19 protein-coding genes are annotated in these 22,431 nt (G+C 70.3%); 15 read left to right on the forward strand and 4 right to left on the reverse strand.

The annotated features are described in order from the left end of the window. Positions 1 to 50: 50 nt before the first annotated feature. A complete protein-coding gene (locus tag ACIGXX_RS04455; RefSeq protein ID WP_399972603.1) occupies positions 51 to 2,174 on the reverse strand; it encodes an alpha-galactosidase in 2,124 nt (707 codons plus the stop codon). A 178-nt stretch (positions 2,175 to 2,352) separates the two neighbouring features. Between ACIGXX_RS04455 and ACIGXX_RS04460 the strand changes: the two genes are divergently transcribed. From ACIGXX_RS04460 to ACIGXX_RS04515, 12 genes are all read left to right on the forward strand, one after another. Continuing rightward, positions 2,353 to 3,543 (forward strand): ROK family transcriptional regulator, encoded by a 1,191-nt coding sequence (locus ACIGXX_RS04460; RefSeq protein WP_351155921.1) that lies wholly within the window; start codon positions 2,353 to 2,355, stop codon positions 3,541 to 3,543. An 8-nt stretch (positions 3,544 to 3,551) separates the two neighbouring features. Next, complete coding sequence (locus ACIGXX_RS04465) at positions 3,552 to 4,865, forward strand: ABC transporter substrate-binding protein (RefSeq protein ID WP_399972606.1); 1,314 nt, start codon at positions 3,552 to 3,554, stop codon at positions 4,863 to 4,865. A gap of 39 nt (positions 4,866 to 4,904) precedes the next feature. Further along, positions 4,905 to 5,849 carry a carbohydrate ABC transporter permease gene (locus tag ACIGXX_RS04470; RefSeq protein ID WP_383824289.1) on the forward strand — a complete coding sequence of 315 codons (945 nt, stop codon included), beginning with the start codon at positions 4,905 to 4,907 and terminating at the stop codon, positions 5,847 to 5,849. Continuing rightward, complete coding sequence (locus ACIGXX_RS04475; RefSeq protein WP_383824292.1) at positions 5,846 to 6,772, forward strand: carbohydrate ABC transporter permease; 927 nt, start codon at positions 5,846 to 5,848, stop codon at positions 6,770 to 6,772. Before ACIGXX_RS04470 ends, ACIGXX_RS04475 begins: the two co-directional genes overlap by 4 nt. A gap of 69 nt (positions 6,773 to 6,841) precedes the next feature. Beyond that, on the forward strand, positions 6,842 to 8,623 hold the full coding sequence (locus ACIGXX_RS04480) for an alpha-galactosidase D (RefSeq protein WP_399972611.1): 1,782 nt from the start codon (positions 6,842 to 6,844) through the stop codon (positions 8,621 to 8,623). 60 nt (positions 8,624 to 8,683) lie between these two features. Further along, complete coding sequence (locus ACIGXX_RS04485) at positions 8,684 to 11,104, forward strand: glycosyl hydrolase family 95 catalytic domain-containing protein (protein ID WP_399972614.1); 2,421 nt, start codon at positions 8,684 to 8,686, stop codon at positions 11,102 to 11,104. A 77-nt stretch (positions 11,105 to 11,181) separates the two neighbouring features. After that, a complete protein-coding gene (locus ACIGXX_RS04490; protein WP_399972838.1) occupies positions 11,182 to 12,321 on the forward strand; it encodes an SGNH/GDSL hydrolase family protein in 1,140 nt (379 codons plus the stop codon). 67 nt (positions 12,322 to 12,388) lie between these two features. Beyond that, on the forward strand, positions 12,389 to 13,513 hold the full coding sequence (locus ACIGXX_RS04495) for an NAD(P)/FAD-dependent oxidoreductase (protein ID WP_399972617.1): 1,125 nt from the start codon (positions 12,389 to 12,391) through the stop codon (positions 13,511 to 13,513). A 156-nt stretch (positions 13,514 to 13,669) separates the two neighbouring features. Beyond that, entirely contained in the window at positions 13,670 to 14,071 is a 402-nt protein-coding gene (locus tag ACIGXX_RS04500; protein ID WP_351157911.1) for a DUF6010 family protein, read from the forward strand. A 120-nt stretch (positions 14,072 to 14,191) separates the two neighbouring features. After that, positions 14,192 to 15,559, forward strand: a complete 1,368-nt coding sequence (gene mgtE, locus ACIGXX_RS04505; protein WP_399972620.1) for a magnesium transporter — start codon at positions 14,192 to 14,194, stop codon at positions 15,557 to 15,559. 91 nt (positions 15,560 to 15,650) lie between these two features. Next, complete coding sequence (locus tag ACIGXX_RS04510; protein ID WP_366464113.1) at positions 15,651 to 16,280, forward strand: dihydrofolate reductase family protein; 630 nt, start codon at positions 15,651 to 15,653, stop codon at positions 16,278 to 16,280. 199 nt (positions 16,281 to 16,479) lie between these two features. Next, on the forward strand, positions 16,480 to 16,899 hold the full coding sequence (locus tag ACIGXX_RS04515) for a hypothetical protein (protein ID WP_399972623.1): 420 nt from the start codon (positions 16,480 to 16,482) through the stop codon (positions 16,897 to 16,899). Positions 16,900 to 16,944: 45 nt separating this feature from the next. On the opposite strand, the gene ACIGXX_RS04520 is transcribed toward ACIGXX_RS04515, so the two are convergent. Both ACIGXX_RS04520 and ACIGXX_RS04525 read right to left on the reverse strand, forming a co-directional pair. Further along, positions 16,945 to 17,838 carry an SAM-dependent methyltransferase gene (locus tag ACIGXX_RS04520; protein ID WP_399972626.1) on the reverse strand — a complete coding sequence of 298 codons (894 nt, stop codon included), beginning with the start codon at positions 17,836 to 17,838 and terminating at the stop codon, positions 16,945 to 16,947. Positions 17,839 to 17,950: 112 nt separating this feature from the next. After that, positions 17,951 to 18,241: a hypothetical protein gene (locus ACIGXX_RS04525; protein ID WP_351155897.1), complete on the reverse strand. Its 291-nt coding sequence runs from the start codon at positions 18,239 to 18,241 to the stop codon at positions 17,951 to 17,953. Between the two features lie 178 nt (positions 18,242 to 18,419). Here ACIGXX_RS04525 and ACIGXX_RS04530 point away from each other — a divergent pair, with 178 nt between their 5' ends. Beyond that, a complete protein-coding gene (locus ACIGXX_RS04530) occupies positions 18,420 to 19,715 on the forward strand; it encodes an MFS transporter (RefSeq protein ID WP_351155894.1) in 1,296 nt (431 codons plus the stop codon). A 31-nt stretch (positions 19,716 to 19,746) separates the two neighbouring features. Then, on the forward strand, positions 19,747 to 20,265 hold the full coding sequence (locus tag ACIGXX_RS04535; protein WP_383824465.1) for a TetR/AcrR family transcriptional regulator: 519 nt from the start codon (positions 19,747 to 19,749) through the stop codon (positions 20,263 to 20,265). Positions 20,266 to 20,293: 28 nt separating this feature from the next. Here ACIGXX_RS04535 and ACIGXX_RS04540 read toward each other — a convergent pair whose 3' ends face one another. Beyond that, positions 20,294 to 20,704 carry a hypothetical protein gene (locus tag ACIGXX_RS04540; protein WP_399972630.1) on the reverse strand — a complete coding sequence of 137 codons (411 nt, stop codon included), beginning with the start codon at positions 20,702 to 20,704 and terminating at the stop codon, positions 20,294 to 20,296. 307 nt (positions 20,705 to 21,011) lie between these two features. Here ACIGXX_RS04540 and ACIGXX_RS04545 point away from each other — a divergent pair, with 307 nt between their 5' ends. Then, positions 21,012 to 22,424, forward strand: a complete 1,413-nt coding sequence (locus ACIGXX_RS04545; protein WP_399972633.1) for a PepSY-associated TM helix domain-containing protein — start codon at positions 21,012 to 21,014, stop codon at positions 22,422 to 22,424. Positions 22,425 to 22,431: the final 7 nt, after the last annotated feature.

Below are 22,431 nucleotides of genomic sequence, written 5' to 3' on the forward strand. Positions count from 1 at the left end.
CCCGACACGGGCCGTCAGTTGAGGCTCCAGGACGCGGGTGTGCTTTCCGGTCACGGGACGCGGACCAGATGCACCGCCGCACTCGCCCAGTCGCCGACCGGCAGCTCGGGCAGCAGGCCGTAGCCGCTCAGCACCGTCGCGGAGTGCACCGCGCCCGTGCGGGTGTCGCGGTAGCGGGCGGTGGGGTCGAGACCGGCGAGGCGCAGCGGTGGGCGCGGGGTGCCGTGGCGTGGGGTCCGGTGCCAGGCCAGGAGCAGGGTCTCGCTGCCGTCCGCCGCCGTGTACTGCACCGCGGCGAGGCCGTCGTCGACCGGGCCGCGCGGCCGGTGCAGCGTTCCGTGCTGCACGAGGTGGCGTACGCGTTTGTACTCGGCCACCAGGGCCACCCCTTCGGCCAGTTCCTCGGCCGTCCAGCGGGTGAGGTCACCGCCGAGGCCGAGGACCCCGGCCATGGCGACATGGAAGCGGAAGCGCAGCGGCACCGACCGGGCGGTGAGCTGGTTGGGCACGTCGGTCACCCACGCGGCCATCGTCCGGGCCGGGTAGAGCTGGCCGTAGCCGTGCTGGATGGACACGCGGTCCGCCGCGTCGGTGTTGTCCGACGTCCACGCCTGGTCGGTGCGGGAGAGCATGCCCAGGTCGACGCGTCCGCCACCGCCGCTGCACGCCTCGATCCGCAGGCCGGGATGGTCCGCGCGGAGCCGGTCGATGACGTCGTAGAGGTGGTGCACGTACGCCGTCCCCACGCGCTCCGCGCCGTCCGCCTGGTCGGGCCAGCCCGCCTCGCTGATCGCGCGGTTCATGTCCCACTTGAGGAAGTCGATGCCGTGGTCGCCCACCAGGCGGGTCAGCCAGCCGTACGCCCAGTCCGCGACGTCACGGCGGGCGAAGTTGAGCACCAGCTGGCTGCGCAGCTCGGTACGGGTGCGGTGCGGGAAGTGCAGGACCCAGTCGGGGTGACGTCGGTAGAGATCGCTGTCCGGGTTGACCATTTCGGGCTCCACCCACAGGCCGAAGCGCATCCCGAGCCGGTGCACCTCGCGCACCAGGGGCGTGAGTCCGTCGGGGAAGCGGTCCGTGGCGGGAGTCCAGTCGCCGAGCCCGGCGCGCTCGCTGCGGCGCGCGCCGAACCAGCCGTCGTCCATGACGTAGAGCTCCGCGCCGAGCTCCGCCGCCCGGGCCGCAAGGGCCAGCTGACCGGCCTCGTCGACGTCGAACCCGGTGGCTTCCCACGAGTTGTAGAGCACCGGCCGTGTCTCGTGAGGGTGGGGGAGCACGTGGGCCAGGACGTACGCGTGCCAGGCTCGGCTGGTCGCACCGAAGCCGCCGTCCGTGTAGAGACCGGCGTGGCGCGGAGTGGTGAACTCCGCGCCAGGTGCGAGGGGTTGGGTCATTCCGTCGCGGCCCGCGCCGCCCGTGAAGCCCGCCCGGCCGTCCGGGGTGCGCTGCACGGTGACGCGCCAGTTGCCGCTCCAGGCCAGGGCCGCGCTCCATACCTGGCCGTGGTCCTCGGTCGCGTCACCCGCGTCCAGCATCACCCAGGGGTTCGCGTGATGGCTGGTGACACCTCTGCGGCTGGTGAGCACCGTCTCGCCGAACGGCACGCGATCCCGGTGCAGCTGGGTCTCCGCGGACCACTGGCCCGTGACATGGCTGAGCCGGTAGTCGTCCCTCGCCGGAAGTGTCCACGCGGCGGAGTCGGCGCGCAGCAGCACCACGGTTTCCTCGCCGGTGTTGCGCAGCACGGTCCAGCGCTCGATGACGTCGCTGTCGTCGTGGACGCGGTAGTGGAGGGTGATCCCCAGGGGGTAGTGGCGGTCGCGGAACTCCAGGGCGAGTTCCGTCGATCCCGGCGCCGGCTCATGGACGCGGTGGCCTGACGCCTCCCATTCGAGGGCGCGGGTGCCGTCGGCGAAGCGCACCTGAAGCGAAGGGGTTCCGTACCGTGCCCCGCCGTCCACCGGGAGCTCCTCGCCGACCGGTGGCCGTCCCTCGAAACTGCTGGGGGTTGGGGCCGGGGGAGCGGCGAGCTCCTGCGCCTCCGCCAGGGTCAGCCGTGGTCCCCACGCGAGATGGCAGGGCGCTCCCGTCGCGTCGACCCGGAGTGCGTACGACGTGCGCGGAGTGCGGAGCAGCCAGACCCCGGTCTCAGGGGCGAAGGAGATCACAGGCATGGATCCTCACGTTGAGATGGCGCCTCGAGAACATGCGGCAGCCAACACGCCCTTCGATCAACTGTCAACACCCTCTTTCTGTAGCTGATTTGAAGCTCAACACCTCCTGACAGTGCTTCTTGAAAGGTGCTTGCTTCTTTCATTGACAGAGGAAAAGAACACCCCCTACGTTTCGGCCATGCGCTCGACGACCCCCTCGACGACCCCTCGGATCGACGTGGTTCCGGCACCCACACCTGCCGCTTCCCTGGTCTTCACCACCGTTCTGTCCCACGGCCCGCTCACGCGGATCGAGATCTCCCGGCGGACCGCGCTCTCCTCGGCGGCGGTCACCAAGGCGGTACGGCCGTTGATGGCGGCCGGCTACCTCGTCGAAGGAGCGGACGAGGAGGCGCGGCCCTCCCTCGGCCGCCCTGCCACCCTCGTGCGGGTCGACGGCGGGCGGGCCCTGTTCATCGGGGTCAAGGTCACCGGCGACGAGATCATCGCCGTCCTGACCGACCTCTGCTGCCGCATCCGCGTCGCCCGCCACCTCCCGGTCACCGACCGAGACCCCGGAGCGGTGCTCGCCTCGATCTCCGGACTCGTCCAGGAACTCCTCACGGAGGCGGAGGGATTCGGCGTGGAGGTGCGCGGCCTCGGTCTTGCCGTCTCCGGTGACGTGGACCGCACCGCCGGGGTGGTGCGCTACTCGCCCTTCCTGGACTGGCGGGACGTACCGCTCGCCGAACTCGCCTCCACCGTCACCGGACTGCCCGTCACCGTCGACAACGACGTGCGCGCGCTGACCGTCGCCGAGCAGTGGTTCGGCGCCGGGGCGGGAATCTCCGACTTCGCCCTGGTGACCGTCGGCGCGGGCATCGGCTGCGGGCTCGTGGTGCACGGCAAGGTCGTCTCCGGCGCGCACGGTGTGGCCGGTGAGATCGGCCATCTGCCGATCGACCCGCTGGGTCCGCCCTGCCACTGCGGCAACACCGGCTGCGTGGAGGCGATCGCCGGGGACGCCGCCATCCTCCGCCGCGTCCGTGAGGTGACCGGCACCCCGGTCGCCGACTCCGCCGCGGCCCTTGCGCTGGCGCACCAGGGCGATCCCGGCGCACGCGAGGCCTACGCACGGGCCGGGGAAGCGATCGGCCGCGCCATCGGAGCCGTCGTCAACGTCCTCGGACCGCAGCGAGTGATCATCTCCGGCGAAGGGCTCGCGGCGTACGACCTGTTCGCCGAGCAGATCCGCGAGGCGTTCACCGCGGCGGCCTTCGGCACCGCGGCGCAGTGCGACGTGATGACACGTCCGCTGCCCTTCGAGGAGTGGGCGCGCGGGGCCGCGGCCACCGCGATCCAGTCCTTCATCGGCATAGACACGTACTAGGAGTTGCGATGACGCAGCAGAGCCGCAGACCCTTCACCGCCCGTGAGCCGAGCCGCCGCACCGTGGTCCGCGGCTCCCTCGGGGCCGGTGCCGCCGCGCTGGCCGCGCCGCTCCTGACCGCCTGCGGCGGCGGACCGGCCGCCGATCCCAAGACGGTGACCTTCGGGTCGAACGGAGCCGACGCCACACCCGAGAAGGCCTACGCGGCCGTCACCGGCGCCTTCACCGAGGACAGCGGACTGAAGGTCAAGACGAACACCGTCGACCACGACACGTTCCAGAAGAGCATCTCCACTTATCTCCAGGGCACCCCGGACGACGTCTTCACCTGGTTCGCGGGCTACCGCATGCAGTACTTCGCCAAGAAGAAGCTGGCCCACCCCATCGACGACGTATGGGAGAAAATAGGCTCCGGATTCAGCGACGCCGCCAAGCAGCTGTCCAAGGGGCAGGACGGCAAGTACTACTTCGTCCCGCTGTACAACTACCCGTGGGCCGTCTTCTACCGCAAAAGCGTGTTCAAGGAAAAGGGATACGAAGCACCGCGCACCTGGAGCGAGTTCACCGCGCTCGCCAAGCAGATGAAGAAGGACGGCCTCTCGCCGATCGCATCCGGCTACGGAGGCGGCGACAGCTGGTCGATCCTCGGGGCCTTCGACTATCTCAATCTCCGTGCCAACGGCTACGACTTCCACATGGACCTGATGCGGGGCGAGGTCGCCTGGACCGACCGCCGCACCACCAAGACCCTCGATCTGTGGCGCGAGTTGAGCGGCTTCTACCAGCAGGGGGCGGGCGGCCGGTCCTGGCAGGACGCCGCACAGTCGCTGTTCGACAAGAAGTCGGGCATGGCCGTCATCGGGCTCTTCCTCGGCCAGCAGATCACCGACGAGAAGCTGCGCGCGGACATCGACTTCTTCGCCTTCCCGGAGGTCGACCCGGCCCACGGCCAGGAGACCGTCGAGGCCCCCACCGACGGCTTCATGCTCAGCCGCAAGCCGAAGAACCTCAAGGGCGCCACCAAGATGCTCGAATACCTCGGCGGCGCCGAGGCCGAGAACCTCTACATGGGCGTCGACCCGAGCAACGTAGCCGTCAACTCCCGCGCGGACACCGGCAAGTACAACGCCCTGCAGAAGAAGTCCGCCGACCTCATCGCGTCGGCCGAGCACATCACCCAGTTCGGCGACCGCGACAGCGACCCGGGCTTCATCTCCACCGTCGTCCTGCCCGGATTCACCGAATGGCTCGGTCACCCGGACGACGGCGCGGCCCTCCTGAAGAAGATCGAGTCCCAGCGTCCGCGCTTTTTCACGGCCTGAACGGCCCGAACGGCCTGATCCGGACCGGGAAGGTTCACCATGTCCCCCGTGCGCACAGCGCGCCCAGCGCCCCCGTCCAAGCGTGCCCGGCCCCGGCGGCTCGGCCCCGGTGACCGCGTCTTCCTCACCGTCATCGTCGGCATTCCGCTGCTCGCCCTGCTGGTCTTCGTCTGGCTTCCCGCGCTCGCCTCCGTGGGCCTGTCCTTCACCGACTGGGACGGCATCGCGCTCTCCGACATCCGCTGGACCGGGATCGACAACTACCGGGAGATCTTCACCAACTACCCGCCGTTCTGGCCGGCCGTCCAGCACAACGTCGTCTGGCTGCTCTTCACGGCGCTGCTGCCCACCCCGTTCGGCATCTTCCTCGCCTACCAGCTCGACCGGAAGATCCGCTTCACACGGATCTACCAGACCGCGATCTTCCTGCCGATGGTGCTCTCGCTGGCCGTCGTCGGCTTCATCTGGGAGATCATCTACAACCCCGACAACGGACTGCTCAACGGCGTCCTGGGCGGAGTGGCTCCCGGTCAGCACATCGACTGGCTCGGCGACCCGGACCTCAACCTCTGGGCCGTGCTGGTGGCTTCGGCCTGGCGGCACACCGGCTACATCATGATCCTCTACCTGGCGGGCCTGAAGGGCTTCGACCCCGCGCTCAAGGAGGCCGCCGCCCTCGACGGCGCCAACGGACGCCAGACGTTCCTGCGCGTGGTCTTTCCCGCACTCAAGCCGGTCAACATCATCATCCTCGTCGTGACCGTCATGGAGTCCCTGCGGGCCTTCGACATCGTGTACGTCCTGGGCGGTGGCACCGGCAGCAAACCCGGCATGGAGCTCCTCTCGCTCCTGATCACCGACAACATCATCGGCGAGTCCAGCCACATCGGTTACGGCTCCGCGCTCGCGGTCGTCCTGCTCGTCGTCTCCCTGCTCGCCATCTGCGCCTTCCTCGTACAGACCTTCCGCAAGGAGGACCAGTGACCGCGACCGCCACCCCGCCGGCCGCAGGCCCACGCACCCGGAGCGCACTGCCCTCGGGCGACGGCCCGCCCCGCCCGCGGCGGCAGACCGGCCGGCACGTCCTCCTCGGCGGGATCGCCCTCCTGTGGCTCGTCCCGCTGCTCTGGGCGGTGTACACCTCGCTGCGGCCCTACGAGGACACCGCGAAGCACGGCTATCTGTCCTGGCCGCACGGCATCAGCCTGGAGAACTTCTCCGACGCCTGGAGCCAGTCCGGGATGCCGCACTTCTTCTGGAACTCCGTCCTCATCACCATCCCGGCGGTACTCGGCACCCTGCTCTTCTCGGCCGCCGTCGCCTTCTTCGTCTCGCGCTTCGACTTCCGGTGGAACATCGCCCTGCTGATGTTCTTCACCGCGGGCAACCTGCTGCCCGCACAGGTGCTCATCACCCCGCTGTACCGGCTCTACCTCCAGATCGGCCTCCCCGGCTGGATGAGCGACTCGTTCCTGCTCTACGACTCCGTCTGGGGCATCATCGCGATCCACATCGCCTACCAGTGCGGCTTCTGCACCTTCGTCCTGAGCAACTACATGCGGACGATCCCCAAAGAGATCACCGAGGCGTCCCTCGTGGACGGCGCGCCCGTGTGGCGGCAGTTCTTCCAGATCGTGCTCCCGCTGTGCCGCCCCGCCTTCGCGGCGCTCGCCACCCTCGAATCGATCTGGATCTACAACGACTTCTTCTGGTCGCTCGCCCTGATCGACACCGGCGACAAGAGGCCGATCACCTCCGCCCTCGCCAATCTCCAGGGCCAGTACTTCACCAACCCCAACCTCATCGCGGCCGGTGCGCTGCTGACCGCGATCCCCACGCTGCTGGTGTACTTCGCGCTCCAGCGCCAGTTCATCAGCGGATTGACCATCGGTTCCGGCAAGGGCTGACCTCACAGCCGCGCGTACGTCTCTCTCCCCCCCCCGACACGCTGCCCCCGATCTCAGGAGGTCCGGCCCATGCGGTCGTCCCTGTACTCCTCCGTGCTCGTCCTGGCCCTCGCCGCCGGTCCGACGACGGCCGTGCCCGCCGCCACCCCCGTGGCCGAGGCGGCGCCCGCCGCGGACCTGGCCCAGAAGCCCTACATGGGCTGGACCAGCTGGTCCATGCAGTCCTCGAAGTACCCCGGGCTCAACCCCGACGGGGACTACAGCTACCTGACCGAGAAGAACGTCCTCAAGCAGACCGACGCCATGGCGTCCAAGCTCAAGAAGTACGGCTACGAGTACGTCAACATCGACGCCGGCTGGTGGCGCGACATGGCGTGGAAACCGGAGTTCGACGCCCACGCCCGCCAGACACCGGACGCGGGCCGCTTTCCGCGCGGCATGAAGCCGGTCGCCGACGACATCCACGCCAAGGGCCTGAAGGCGGGCATCTACCTGCCGGTGGGCCTGGAGAAGGAGGCGTACGGCGAGGGCAAGGTGCCCATCTGGAACGCGGAGGGCTGCACCACCGCCGACATCGTGTACGACGACCTGCGCACCACCAACGGCTGGGACAGCGCCTACAAGCTCGACTTCTCCCGCCCCTGCGCGCAGAAGTACGTCGACTCGCAGGCCCAGCTCTTCGCCGACTGGGGCTACGACTTCCTCAAGCTCGACGGGGTGGGCCCCGGCTCATCCAAGAGCGGCGACAACTACAACAACGTCGCCGACGTGGCCGCCTGGAAGCAGGCGATAGCCAAGGCCGGGCGCCCGATCCACCTGGAGATCTCCTGGGCGCTCGACATCAACCACGTCGCCGACTGGAAGAAGTACTCCAACGGCTGGCGCATCGACACGGACGTCGAGTGCTACTGCGACACCCTGGTGTCGTGGGAGAACTCCGTCGACGACCGCTGGGACGACGCACCCGGCTGGACCCGGCACGCCGGCCCCGGCGGCTGGAACGACCTCGACTCCCTGAACGTGGGCAATGGCGAGATGGACGGCCTGAGCAAGGCCGAACGGCAGAGCTACGCGACGCTGTGGGCCATCGCCAAGTCACCCCTCTACACCGGCGACGACCTCACCCGCCTCGACGACTACGGCGTATCGCTCCTGACCAACCGCGAGGTCATCGCCCTCAACCAGGGCAGCACACCACCCGCGAGGCCGATCACCGCCTCCGGCAACCGGCAGGTCTGGAGCGCGAAGAACGCCGACGGCAGCCACACCGTCGCCCTGTTCAACCTCGGCGACTCGCCCGCCGCCGTCACCGCCGACTTCTCGTCCCTCGGCTTCTCCGGCCGGGGCAAGGTCCGCGACCTGTGGAACCACGAGGACCTCGGCACGTACAAGGACAAGGTGACGCAGACGCTGACCGCGCACGGCTCGCGCCTCTTCACCGTCACGCCGCGCGGCCCCGAGCAGCGGATGACAGGGTACGAGGCCGAGTCCGCGGCCAACACCCTCAGCGGCAACGCGGCCGTAGGTGACTGCGCCGCCTGCTCGGGCGGAAGCAAGGTCGGCAACCTCTACCAGGGCGGAAAACTCCGGTTCAACGACATCGTGGTGCCGAAGGCAGGGCGCTACGTGATCGACGTCGCGTACGTCAGCGGTGATCCGCGCACGGTCCAGGTCTCCGCCAACGGCAACGGCTCCACCGCCCTGAAGTTCCCTTCCACCGGGGACTGGGGGACCGCCGAGACGATCGGTGTGCCGGTGACCCTCAAGGCCGGGACCAACACGGTCACCTTCGACAGCGGCGACGGCTACGCCCCCGACCTCGACCGGATCGACGTACCGAAGCGGTCCTGACCCACGTCCGTGCTCGTTTCCTCCCTCCCGCACGCACTTTCCTCCTGAACGGAGTGCCTAGTGGACGACGATCAGCACACCCGCTCACCACGCCCCAGACCGAGCCGCCGCGACATCCTCTCCGTGGCCGCCGCCGCGGGCGCCTTCACCGCACTCGGCGGTCTGCCCGCCTTCGCGGACTCCGCGCCCGAGACCCGGCGGGCGGGATCGCCCCTGCTGGCCGATGCGGAGACGACCCGCTTCTGGTACCGGGCGCCCGCGTCCGACCGGGCGATGATCGAACAGGGCCTGCCCGTGGGCAACGGGCGCCTGGGTGCGCTCACCGGCAACGACCCGGCCCGCGAACTGCTGCTCATCACCGACGCGACGCTGTGGACCGGCGGCCGCAACGCCACCCTCGACGCGGACGGCCAATTCCCCTACGGGCGAGATGACTTCGGTTCCTTCACCCTCCTGGGGCGCCTGACCGTGGACATCCCCGACCACGACCTGTCCGCGGTCTCCGACTACCGCCGCGAACTCGACATCAGCCAAGGTCTTGTCACCACCTCGTACGTCCGCTCAGGGGTGACGTACCAGCGCCGGATCTTCGCGAGCCATCCCGACGACGCGATCGTCCTGCACTTCTCCCAGACGGGTGGCGGCCGCTACACCGGAACGGTGACCCTCACCGGCACCCACGACGAGACCACCACCGCGCACCCTCCCCGTGCCGCCTCGTTCGGTGCCGCCTTCCCGGACGGCGGGCTGCGCTACGGCGCCGCGGTGACGGCCTACAGCACCACCGGCACGGTGGCCGTCGACGGCTCGCGGATTTCCTTCGCCGGGTGCAAGGAGCTCACGGTCGTGGTCAGCGGCGGCACCAACTACGCACCCGACGCGGCAGCCGGCTACCGCGACCCCACCCTCGACCCGCAACGCCTCGCCAGGACGAAGGTCCTCGCGGCGGCCCGCCACTCGGCGACCACGCTCCTGCACTCCCATGTCGCCGACCACCGGCGCCTGTTCGAGCGGATGGGCGTCTCGCTCGGCACCTCGTCGCGGACCCAGCGCGGCCTCGACACCTGGGAACGCGTACAGGCCCGTGCCCAGGACGGCGAGGCGGACCCCGAACTCGAGGCTGCGTACCTCCAGTTCGGCCGCTACCTCATGATCGCCGGGTCCCGCGACAGCCTGCCGCTCAATCTCCAGGGCCTGTGGCTGGACGGCAACGACCCGGACTGGATGGGGGATTACCACACGGACATCAACATCCAGATGAACTACTGGCTGGCCGACCGGGCGGCCCTGTCCAGCTGCTTCGACGCGTACGCCGACTACTGCCTGGCGCAGCTGCCCTCCTGGACCGAGCTCACCCGGACCCTGTTCAACGACCCGCGCAACCGCTACCGCAACTCCAGCGGGAAGATCGCGGGCTGGACCGTGGCCATCTCCACCAACATCCACGGCGGCAACGGCTGGTGGTGGCATCCGGCGGGCAACGCCTGGCTGGCCAACTCCCTCTTCGAGCACTACGAATTCACCCAGGACCGTGCCTACCTCGCGAAGATCCATCCACTGCTCAAGGGTGCCTGCGAGTTCTGGGAGGCGCGCCTGCTCACGGAGACCGTCACCGACGAGGCGACCGGCGAGAGCCGCGAGGTCCTGATCGCCGACAGCGACTGGTCTCCCGAGCACGGCCCCCTGGACGCCAAGGGCATCACGTACGCACAGGAACTGGTCTGGGCGCTCTTCGAGAACTACCGCACCGCCTGCTCCGTCCTCGGCAAGGACATCGCACACGCCAAGACCGTCGGCGCGCTCCAGGAACGCCTCAACCTCCCCCAAGTCAGCCCGAAGACCGGCTGGTTGGAGGAGTGGATGTCTCCCGAGAACCTCGGCGAGACCACCCACCGGCACCTCTCCCCGCTGGTCCAGCTCTTCCCCGGCGACCGGATCCGCCGCGACGCGTCGACGCCCAAGGCTCTGATCGAGGGGGCGACGGCGCTGCTCGCCGCACGCGGCATGGAGAGCTTCGGCTGGGCCAATGCCTGGCGGAGCCTGTGCTGGGCCCGGCTGAAGGACGCGGACAGGGCGTACCAGCTGATCGTGAACAACCTGCGGCCGTCCATCGAGGGCAGCAACGGCACCGCGATGAACCTCTTCGACATCTACGAGGTCGAGAAGGGCCGCGGCATCTTCCAGATCGACTCCAACTTCGGCACGGCGGCGGCGATGCTGGAGATGCTGGTCTACTCGCGCCCGGGACACGTCGAGCTGCTCCCGGCCCTGCCCGAGGCGTGGGCGCGCTCCGGCTCGGTCACCGGCGTCGGCGTGCGCGGCGGCTTCGTCGTCGACCTGCGCTGGCGGTCCGGGAAGGTCACCGAGGCGCGGCTGCGCAGCGTCGGCGGGCGCAGCACCACGGTGTCGTACGGGGGAGTGACCCGGAAGGTCGCCCTCAAGCCCGGAGGCTCCGTCACGCTGCGGGGAGCGGGCAGTTGAGGCCCGGGATGTGGTTCGCGCGGCGGAGCCGGGCGGTCGGCGTCGTCTGCGGGCTCGTGCTCGCGCTGTGCTTGCCGATGGCGTCGGCCTCGGCGGCGGGGGAGGCGTCCCGGCATCAGGTCGTCACCTGGGGAGCGAGCGCCGATCGGCTCGGCCAGGCGGTGGGCGACCGCAGCTACCGTCTCGTCGTCCGGACGAGCCTCGGCGGCTCCCAGCCGCGGGTCAGGCTGTCCAACGCGTTCGGCGACCGGCCGGTGACCTTCGGGAAGGTGTACGCCGGGAAGCGCGAGGAGGGTGCCCGGCTCGTCCCCGGCAGCAACCGCAGGATCACTTTCGGGGGCGCGCGTTCCGTCACGGTGGCGCCGGGCGACAGCGTGACCAGCGATCCGTTGCCCGGACGGCTCGCGGCACAGAGCGACCTCGTCGTCAGCCTGTACGTGGCCGAGGCCGCGGGCCAGGCGACAGGGCACGGCATGGCCATGCAGACGTCGTACGCGACCGGCGGCGACCACGCGGGCGAAGAGGGCGAGGGCAGTTGGAGCGAGCGGATCGGCTCGTGGTTCTACCTCGACGCGGTGAGCGTGGAGAGCGCGGCGGACACGGGCGCCGTGGTCGCGCTCGGCGACTCCATCACCGACGGCTGGCAGTCCACCACCGACACGAACCGCCGCTGGCCCGACTACCTGTCCCGACGACTGCAGGGCGCGTCCATGACCGGCGTCAAGGGCGTCGCCAACGAAGGCATCTCCGGCAACAAGGTCCTTGCCGACGGCGCGGGGCAGAGCGCCCTGGCCCGCCTGCAACGGGACGTCCTCTCCCAGCCGGGCGTGCGCACGGTGTTCTTGTTCGAGGGCATCAACGACATCAAGGCTCACACCGGGGTCACGTCGGCTCAACTCATCGACGGATATCGGCAGATCATCGACCGGGCGCACGCGGCGGGCAAGTGCGTCGTGGGCGGGACGGTGCTGCCCTTCAAGGGCTGGTCGGAGTTCGACGCCGCCGGTGAGGCGGTGCGCCAGGAGGTCAACGACTTCATCAGGAGCAGCGGCGAGCTGGACGCCGTCGCCGACTTCGACAAGGCGCTCCGCAGCCCGTACGACCGGGAACGGCTGCTCCCCGCCCTCGACGGCGGAGACCACCTCCACCCCAACGACAAGGGCATGCGGGTGATGGCCGACGCGGTCGACCCGGCCGATCTGGAGTGTGATCGGTGAAGGTTCTCATTTGCTGAACCAGCAAGGAAGCTTGCCGATCTGCTGAGGTCGGGCGCACGGTGTCCGCATGACTGAGACGAATGAGCGAGACATCGCCGCCGACCAGCGCGCGGCTGCCGGAGCGGATGTCGACGCAGAGGTGGATGTACTGGTGGTCGGGGGCGGCGCGGCCGGTCTGTCGGCCGCGCTGACCCTGTCCCGGGCCAGGCGCACGGTGCTGGTGGTCGACTCCGGTGAGCCGCGCAACGCTCCCGCCGACGGGGTGCACGGGTTTCTCTCCAACGAGGGCCTCGCGCCGGGCGACCTGCTGCGGATCGGCCGGGAGGAAGTCGCCCGATACGGCGGACGGATCGTGTCCGACCTGGTCACGGGCGTCCGTCGGGTCGGCGAGCGCTTCGTCGTGGACACCGCGGGCGGCCGGAGCCACGGCGCGCGACGCCTGCTGGTGACGACAGGGCTCGTCGACGAGCTGCCCGATGTTCCCGGTCTTCGTGAGCGGTGGGGCCGTGACGTCCTGCACTGCCCGTACTGCCATGGCTGGGAGGTGCGCGACGAGCCGATCGGCGTCCTGGCCACCGGCCCGATGGCGGTGCACCAGGCACTCCTGTTCCGTCAGTGGTCGCCGCGGGTGACCCTGTTCCTGCACACCGCCGGCGAGCTGACCGAGGAGCAGTGGGAGCAGCTGGCCGCCCGTGACATCGCCGTGGTCGACGGGGAAGTGGTCGGTCTCGATGTCGAGGAGGACCGGCTCTCCGGCGTACGGCTGGCCTCGGGCAGGCACATCCCGGTGCGGGCGCTCGCCGTGGCGCCGAAGTTCGAGGCGCGCGGCGCGGTGCTCGCGGGGCTCGGCCTGAAGAGCGTCAACCACCCCATGGGCGTGGGGAGTTACGTGGAGTCGGACGCGACCGGCTACACGGGCGTCGCGGGGGTGTGGGTCGCGGGCAACGTCACCGACCTGGTGGCCGGAGTCATGGTGTCCGCAGCCGCCGGCATGACGGCGGCGACAGCGGTCAACGCCGACCTCGTGAGCGCCGACACCGCGGCGGCCGTGGCGGCGCGGCGCGCGAAGGAGGCCTTCGGCCCGGCGGCGGAGGCCGCCAACTGCCGGCAGGTCATGGGAGAACGGGGTCACGGAATCGAGTCGCTCCTGACCGGCGGCGCGAGGCGCCACCCTGAGTCCGGGAGGCGATGAGGGACCGGGCGAGAGAGCCCTTCTCAGGCAGTGGCGCTATCCCGTTGAAGGCTGTCATTAATGCCACTGGGAGGCGGTCGTGGGCCCGGATAACTTCGGCGGTGATCCCGGCACGGACCGGACACGCACCACCACTGAAGGAACTCCATGCAGGCCATGACCTATGTCGCCCCGCTACTGATCGGCGTCCTCTACGCCCTCGTCATGTCCCTGATCCGCGAACCGCACCGGCGCCGCTTCAACGCCATCATGGTGGCCGGTGCGGGCGCGGCCTACCTGAGCGGCGGCGGCTTCGGAGGCTGGGAGTTCCCCTTCGCCGCCGCCGTCACCTACTGCGCCTACCGCGGCCTGGAATCCTGGACGTTCATCGGCATCGGCTGGCTGCTGCACACCGGTTGGGACCTGCTCCACCACTTCAAGGGCAACCCGATCATCCCCTTCGCCCACGACTCGTCCCTGGGCTGCGCCATCTGCGATCCCGTCATCGCGCTCTGGTGCCTGCGCGGCGGCCCCTCCCTGATCAGCCTCGTCCGCAGCCGGACCGCGCGGGCGCGGTGACCGCTCCCGCCGCCGTGAAACGCGCCCTCCCGGCGTTCATCCGGCCCATGTAGCCTTCATCGGCGCTCTCCACCCGGGTGCCCCGTGTCGTGTCTCACCGCTGCGCCGAGGACCTGCCCCATGCCTCAGACGAACCTGTCCGAAGAGCTGCATCCGGAACTCCCCGAATCGTTGCAGGACATAGTCAAGAGCCATCAACTGCACGCTGCGCTCGAGTGGTTGGAGACCAACCCGCCGCACGTGATCGCCGACGAGCTCGGCCGGATGGACACGGCCGACGCGGGCATGGCCTTCCGGCTCCTCGACAAGGACCGGGCGCTGACCGTCTTCGAGGAGCTGGAGCCGGTCGACCAGCAGCAGATCCTGGAGGGGCTGCGCGACCGCACCTTCCTGGAACTCGTCGAGGGCATGGACCCCGACGACCGGGCCAGGATGCTGCGCGAGGCCCCCGCCGAAGTCGCCAAGCGGGTGCTCGCGGGACTGAGCGCGCACGAGCGGCGGATGACCTCCGCGCTGCTCGGCTACCCGGAGGGCTCCGTCGGCCGCTACATGACCCCCGAGGTCGTGGCGCTGGGGCAGGACCTCACCGTGCGGCAGGCGCTGGAGGTCGTACGGGAGAAGGGCGGTCAGGCCGAGACGGTCTACACCCTGCCCGTCGTGGACGACGGACAGCGCCTCACCGGCATCGCCGAGCTGCGCGAACTGGTGCTCAGCCCGCCGGAGACGATGGTCTCCGCACTGATCGTCACCGAGCCGGCGTCCGTGTACGCCACCGACTCGGCCGAGCGGGCGGCCCGGCTGATGCGCGAGACCAACGACCTGAACCTGCCGGTCGTCGACGGCGAGAACCGGCTCGTCGGACTGCTCACCATCGACGACGCGCTCGAAGTCATCGAGGCGGCCGACACCGAGGACGTGGCACGGCAGTCGGGTGCCGCGCCCTGGGCCGGCCACTACATGGCCGCGTCGGTGTGGCAGCTCGCGCGCTACCGGGCGCTGTGGCTGAGCCTGTTGCTCGTCGCGGCGACCCTGACCGTCAGCGTGACGCAGTCCTTCGAGGGCACCTTGGAGAAGGCCGCGCAGCTGGCCATGTTCATCCCGATGCTCATCGGCGCAGGCGGCAACGCCGGGGCGCAGGCCGCGACCGCGTGCGTACGCGCCCTGGCCGTCGGCGAGGTGCGCGGATCGGACCTGCTCAAGGTCATATGGCGGGAGTGCCGCGTCGGCCTGGTCCTGGGCTCGTTGCTCGCGGTCCTCGGGGTGGTCGTGGGCACGCTCTTCGTCAGCGCGAAGATCGCCCTGGTGGTCGGGATCACGCTGGTGGTCATCTGCGGCTGGGCGGCGACCATCGGCGGCACGATGCCGCTGCTCGCCAGGCGGCTGCGGATCGACCCCGCGGTGGTGTCGGCGCCGATGGTCACCACCCTGGTCGACGCGACCGGTTTGATCATCTACTTCGTGACGGCGAAGGCCGTGCTGGGCATCTGAGGGCCGCGCGTGTGCCGATCCCGCCGGGGTCCGTTCGACGCGAAGATGAGAGAGCGGGAAACACCCAGGAGAATCACCCGGAGGAGAACTCATGCCGAAGGTGCGCGTACACAACATCACCGTCTCGCTGGACGGCTTCGCGGCCGGAGCCCATCAGCGCCTGGACGAACCCTTCGGGGACGGCATCGAAGGGCTGCACGACTGGATGATCGCAGCGATGCGCGACCGCGCCGACGGCAAGACGGGGATCGACGTCGACCGCATCGAGCGCAGCGAGGAGAACATCGGGGCCACCATCATGGGCCGCAACATGTTCGGGCCGCAGCGCGGACCGTGGCAGGACGAGTCGTGGAAGGGCTGGTGGGGAGAGAACCCGCCCTACCACCACGACGTGTTCGTCCACACCCACCACGTGCGCCCCTCGCTCGCGATGGAGGGCGGGACCACCTTCCACTTCACCGATGAGCCCGTCGAGACGGTCCTCGCGCGTGCCTTCGAGGCGGCGGGTGGCCGGGACGTACGTATCGGAGGAGGACCGGCCACCGTGCAGCAGTACCTGCGCGCCCGCCTGATCGACGAACTGCACCTGGTCGTCGTCCCGCTCCTCGTCGGCAGGGGCGAGCGGCTCCTGGACGACGTGGCCGACGGGCTCGACGGCTATCAGGTGACCGAACTGGTCAGTTCCGCTGCGGCGACCCACGCCCATCTGACGCGCCGCTGACCGGACCACGAGGCCGGGAAGAGGCAACGCGGGGGAGCCGTGCGGGTAGTTGCGGTGCCGTGACCGGTTTTACCGGATTCCGTTACGCGCTCTCCGGGTGATCGCAATGTCGGGTGCCTACGTTTATGTTCATCAATGTGCGGCTCGTCGCACGACGAGGACCGCGTGCTGACCGACACCCAAGGGGATCACTGCCGTTATGCGAAACACCCGCCGTCACAGCCTTCTGCGCACCGCCGCCGTCTCCGCCCTCGCCGGATCGGTCCTGTTGATTCCCGCCACCGCCGCGCTCGCCGCCGGGTCGGGCCCGGAGCCGGTCCCGTCGCAGACCGCGGCCGAGCCCGCCCCGGCCACGCTCACGGCGAAGGCGTCGCTCTCCCACGTGCGCGCGTGGCAGGAGCTGCGCATCACGGGCAAGGCGACCGGGCTCAAGGCCGGAAGCAAGGTCACCCTGCAGCAGAAGCAGCACGGGGCGTGGAAGGCCCTGCCCGCCAGCACGGTCACCAACGCGTCCGGAAGCTATGGCCTGCGCGCCAAGCTCGGCCTCAAGGGCAAGAACGAACTGCGCGTCGCCAGCGGCGCGACCGTCTCGCCGGTCGTCACGGTGACCGTGAGCTGAGCCGACCGCAGGAGGCCCGCGGGTCGCGCCCGGTCTCGCGGGGCGTCAGGCCTCGGGGGCGCGCACCACGAGCAGGTAGTAGTCCATGTGGTTGCGGCAGAAGGAGCGGTAGGGGGCCATGAGCGGATCGGTGTGGGCCAGGGCCTCCTTGCCGAACCGCTCCTCGATCTCGCCGCGCCGGTCCTCGTAGAGCACGCACATGAGCTCGCCGCACAGGGCCGCGTTCGAGGTCATGTCGCGTACGGACTCCACGCGGAATCCGGCCTGTTGGAGTTCGTCGACGAGTGTGGCGAAGGGGGTGAGCGGGGGACAGGTCCACATCCGCGTGTAGGCCGCCACTTCCTCGGCGGTGGGGCTGCCGCGCAGCGCGAACTCCGTGAACAGGAACCGCCCGCCAGGACGCAGCACCCGCAGGGCCTCGCGGAGCCCTGCGGGCCGGTCGGAGAGGTGCGGGACGCAGTCGATGGACCACGCGGCGTCGAACGCCGCGTCCGCGTAGTCGAGTCGCATGGCGTTGCCGTAGGCGAAGTCCACCCGCTCGGTGAGGCCCTGGACGGCGCGGCCCCGGGCAGTGAGACGGTCCTGGCACCGGGCGAGCTGGCTCTTGCTGACGTTGATCCCGGTGACGCGGGCGCCGGTGCGCTCGGCCAGCCGGACGGCGGGCCCGCCGGTTCCGCAGCCGATGTCGAGCAGGTGCTCGTGGGGCGCCAAGTCGATCGTGTCGACGAGGAATTCGGTCTGCCGGTCCTGGGCGAGGTCGGCCAGTGCGGTCAGTGTGGTGACGGACGGCCGTTCGTCGTGCGGCGCGTACATGCCGATGTGGACGGCGGTCGAGCCGAGCGTCATGGCGAGCATGTCGCCGAACTGGTCGTACATCGCCCCGACTTCCTCGGGAGTGGGGGCCGTCGTGCCGCTTGCGTCGAGGTCTTCCACGGTCATGTGCATCCCTTTCAGCGACGGACGCTGGGACGCTAGCACCGGCCGCGGTCGCGGTGGAGCCCGGAAAGCGCCAAGCCGCTCCGCGGCTCAGCCCCCTGGCGCCCCGTGCGGGTCACTCACGCTCCGCGCGCTCCTGAGGTGCGGCGGAGCCCTCGGCCTCGGCGTGCGCGTCGACCTGCCGCCCCACCTCGCGCGCCTCGTCGGTCAGCATCCGCAGCCTGGCCTCGGCCTGATCCGCTCGGGCCTGGAGGCGGGCGGTGTCGTCCTCGATGACCCGGTAGGCCAGATCCATCGCCGCGTCCACCTCCTCGGGAGAACCGCGTTCGGCCAGCTCCTCCAGTGCGCTCTTGACCGCGGGGATGCCGCCGCGGGTGTGGATGTCGTTCCAGAACTCATAGTCCATCCGGGCAGTTTGCCGGATCGGGGACCGAGGAGCGAACCGCGGCGGTGATCCGGACTTTCCCCTCCCCGGGTCGTCGCCCGTGATAGAAAGTGGGACGTTCGTTCAAGTTTCTCGTGATGCGCTGCGGAGGCCCGAATGCACCACTTCCTGCTGCCCGGAAACGACCGGGGAGCGCTCGATGGCTAACCCCTACCGCGCGCTGTTCTCCGCGCCCGGCGCCAAGGGTTTCTCCGCGGCCGGGCTGCTCGCGCGGCTGCCGCTGCCGATGACCCACATGGGCATCCTCACGATGCTGTCCGAGCTGCGCGGCGAGTACGCGCTCGCCGGTGCCGTCGCCGGGACGTTCACGCTGTCCATGGCGCTGATAGGCCCTCAGATATCCCGCGTGGTCGACCGGCTGGGGCAGGGGCGTGTCCTGCTCCCGGCCACCGGCGTCAGCGTCGCCGCCCTGGGCGGGCTGCTCCTGTGCGCGTACTACGACGCGCCCGTGTGGACCCTCTTCGTCTTCGCGTTCCTCGCCGGGTTCATGCCGAGCATGGGCGCGATGGTCAGGGCCCGCTGGACCCATCTGTACCGCGGCTCGCCGCGGCTCAACGCCGCCTACTCCCTGGAATCCGTGGTCGACGAGCTCACCTACATCATCGGGCCCGCCATCGCCGTGGTCCTGGGCACCGCCCTCTTCCCCGAAGCGGGGCCGATGGTCGCGGCCGCGCTGCTCGTGGTGGGCGTACTGCTCTTCGTCCCGCAGAAGCGCACCGAACCTCCCGTGCAGCCGCAGGCGCGCGGCGCGGGGCGGTCCGCGATCCGGTCGGGCTCGCTGCTCGCCATGGCGCTCACGCTGCTGTTCGGCGGCGCCATCGCGGGCACCGTCGACACCATGGGGCTCGCTGTCGCCCAGGAGCAGGGGCAGAAGGGGGCCGCGGGGATCGTCTTCGCCGTGTACGCCGTCGGGTCCGCCGTCTCGGGACTGACCTTCGGAGCGCTGAAGTGGAGCGTGCCGCTCCCGCGGCTCCTCGTGCTCGGGGTCACGGGCACGGCCCTGACGACGGTGCCGTTCCTCGTCGTGGACAGCATCGCGACCCTGTCCGCCGCGGTCTTCCTCGCCGGCGTGTTCTTCGCGCCGACCATGGTCACCATCATGGGCATCGTCGAGCGGCTCACTCCCGCGGCGCGCCTCACCGAGGGGATGACCTGGATGATCGCGGGGCTCCAGATCGGCGTCGCGCTCGGCGCCGCCGCCTCGGGGCAGGTCGTGGACTCCTTCGGGACCCGTGCCGGGTTCTACGTGTCCTTGGCCATGGGCGCGCTCGCGCTCCTGACCACGCTGCTCAGCTACCGGCACGTGAGCGCCGAGACGGCACGGGCGGCGGGCGGGGAGCAGGTCACGAGCGGCCCCGACCGGCCAGGTATCGTCGCGGAGACCGCCACCGGACAGGAGTCGCACACTGAACGCGCCGATCACGGACGGCCGTAGGGCCAAGGGCGAACGCCGTCGACGTGAGCTGATCGAGGCCACCTTGCGCGTGATCGCGCGCGACGGCGCCTCGGGGGTGACGCACCGCAAGGTCGCCCGCGAGGCGGAACTGCCGACGACCGCGAGCACGTACTACTTCGAGAGCATCGACGCCCTGCTGACCGCGGCGCTGACGTCCTGCATGAACGAGGACTCCGAGCGGCTGCGCCGGCTGATCGAGGCACCCGGCGAGGGCACCGACAAGCTCAGTGCCCTCGCCCGCCTGATGGCCGACCTGCTCACGGCCCCGGGGCGGCTGCTCGCCGAGTTCGAACTGTGCCTGCTCGCCTCGCGCAGGCCCGACCTGCGCGGGCCGACGCGGCACTGGGCTCAGACGCTGTGCGCCTTCGCCCGGCTCTTCACCGACGATCCGTTGCGCGTCAAGCTCTTCGCCAACGCCTACGACGGGCTGCTTCTCCAGGCGCTCCTCGCGGACACCCCTGTGACGGCGGACGAGTTCGAGGCCATGCTGCGCGAACTGCTCCCCGGGGACGCCCGGACCGAAGGCTGAGCCCCGGCACCCCGGGCATCCGGGTGAGTCAGGCCCCCAGGCTCCGCAGGACCTCGCGGCAGGTGGACGCGGCGCCGTCGGTCGCCTCGGAGCAGAGGCGGCAGTGTTCGTGCTGCGGCGCGTGCTGGGCGCACAGCTCGTGGCTGTGCTCGCAGGCCAGTACGCACGCCTGCAACTGCGCGGCCAGCAGCGCGTGATCGGCGTCCGTGCCGCGCGTCAGGACCCGCCGCGTGGCGAAGGCCACGTCGGCACAGTTCAGGTCGCGGTTGATGGCGGCCCGCAGCTCATCGGCCTCCTTCTCGGCGAGCATGCCGACCGCGCAGGCGGTCACGGCCTGTTCGCACGCGGAGAGGGCGTCGGCGGCGGTGGCGAGCGTCTGGTTGTCGAGGTGGTCGGCGCGAGAGGCAAGGCTGTCGAACAACTCGCGTGTCTGGAGCATCGCGTCTCCAACGGAGTCTTGAGGGGCCCCGGTTCCGGGGGTTCCCGGCCCTGAGGGTTCCCGGTCTCTCGACGCTAGTCCCGCCCCTGCCACCGGTGAAGGGCGCGGGATACGTCAATCGCGGCGCACGCCCGGCAGCCGGATTCTCCCGCGGGCCCGGGTCTCCCGCGCCCGCCGTGTGGCGCGCGTCACACGATTCCTGGCCATCGCCGGGAACTCTTCCGCCCCGCCGGCCGACTCCTGCACCGGCCCGTTACGGCGCCGCTCCGCACCAGCCCTTCGTCCCGTTCATCCAGGAGAGCAGCTCATGTCCGCCGAACCCACACTCCTCGCCCCGGACGACGGGCAGGAGACCCAGGGGACACCGCCCCCCGCAGGACGGTCCGGATGGGCGTCGCTGCGTCCGCTCGTACTGCGACTGCACTTCTACGCCGGGGTGCTCATCGCCCCCTTCCTGCTCGTCGCCGCCACCACGGGACTTCTGTACGCCTGCTCCTACCAGGTCGAGAAGGTCGTGTACTCCCATGAACTGCGCGTCCCCGTCGGTGAGAACAAGACCGAGCTGCCGATCTCGAAACAGGTCGCGGCCGCCCGCAAGGCGCACCCCGAGGGAACGGTCAGCGCGGTGCGGCCATCGCCGCAGGACGGTGCGACGACCCGCGTGCTCCTGGCCGGAACGCCGGGCGTGGACGCCGACCACACCCTCGCCGTCTTCGTGAACCCCTACAACGGCGAAGTGCGCGGCGCGCTGGAGCAGTACGGCTCCACCGGTGCCCTGCCGCTGCGCACCTGGATCGACGAGCTCCACCGCGATCTGCACCTGGGGGAGACCGGCCGGCTCTACAGCGAACTCGCCGCCAGCTGGCTGTGGGTGATCGCGGGCGGCGGCCTGGTGCTGTGGTTCGGACGCCGACGCTCCCAGCGCAAGCTGCGCGGGGCCACCGGCCGCCGTCGTACGCTCTCGCTGCACGGCTCGGTGGGCGTGTGGGCAGCCCTGGGGCTCATCTTCCTGTCGGCCACGGGGCTGACCTGGTCGACGTACGCGGGACAGAGTGTCAGCGATCTGCGCGAGGCCATCGGGCAGACGACGCCGGCGCTCACGGCGACCGCCGGGAGCGGCGGGGAGCACGCGGGGCACGGCGGATCGGACGCGGGCGGCGCCTCCGCCGGTGACGGTGTCGGGCTCGACGCCGTCCTGAAGGCGGCCCGTGCCGAGGGGCTCTCCAACCCGGTGGAGGTCGTACCGCCCGCCGACGCGTCGTCCGCGTACGTCGTCCGGCAGATCCAGCGCAGCTGGCCCGAGAAGCAGGACTCGGTCGCCGTCGACCCGGCCAGCGGCGAGGTCACCGAAGTGCTGCGGTTCGCCGACTATCCCGTGCTCGCCAAGCTGACCCGCTGGGGCATCGACGCGCACACCGGCACGCTGTTCGGGCTCGCCAACCAGATCGCCCTCGCCGGTCTCACCCTCGGTCTGATCCTGATGATCGTGTGGGGGTACCGCATGTGGTGGCAGCGCGGGCGCGGCAGTTCCTTCGGGCGTCCGCTGCCGCGCGGTGCGTGGCAGCACGTACCGGCCTACGTCCTGGTCCCGTTGATGGCGGCGATCGCCGTGCTCGGCTACTTCGTGCCGCTGCTCGGCATCCCGCTCACGGCCTTCCTCGCCGTGGACATCGTGCTGGGGGAGATCGCCCACCGGCGCGGCAGGCGCGACTACGCCTGAAGCCCGC

The sequence above is a fragment of the Streptomyces sp. NPDC055243 genome (assembly GCF_044544025.1).
In the GTDB taxonomy this organism is placed as follows: domain Bacteria; phylum Actinomycetota; class Actinomycetes; order Streptomycetales; family Streptomycetaceae; genus Streptomyces.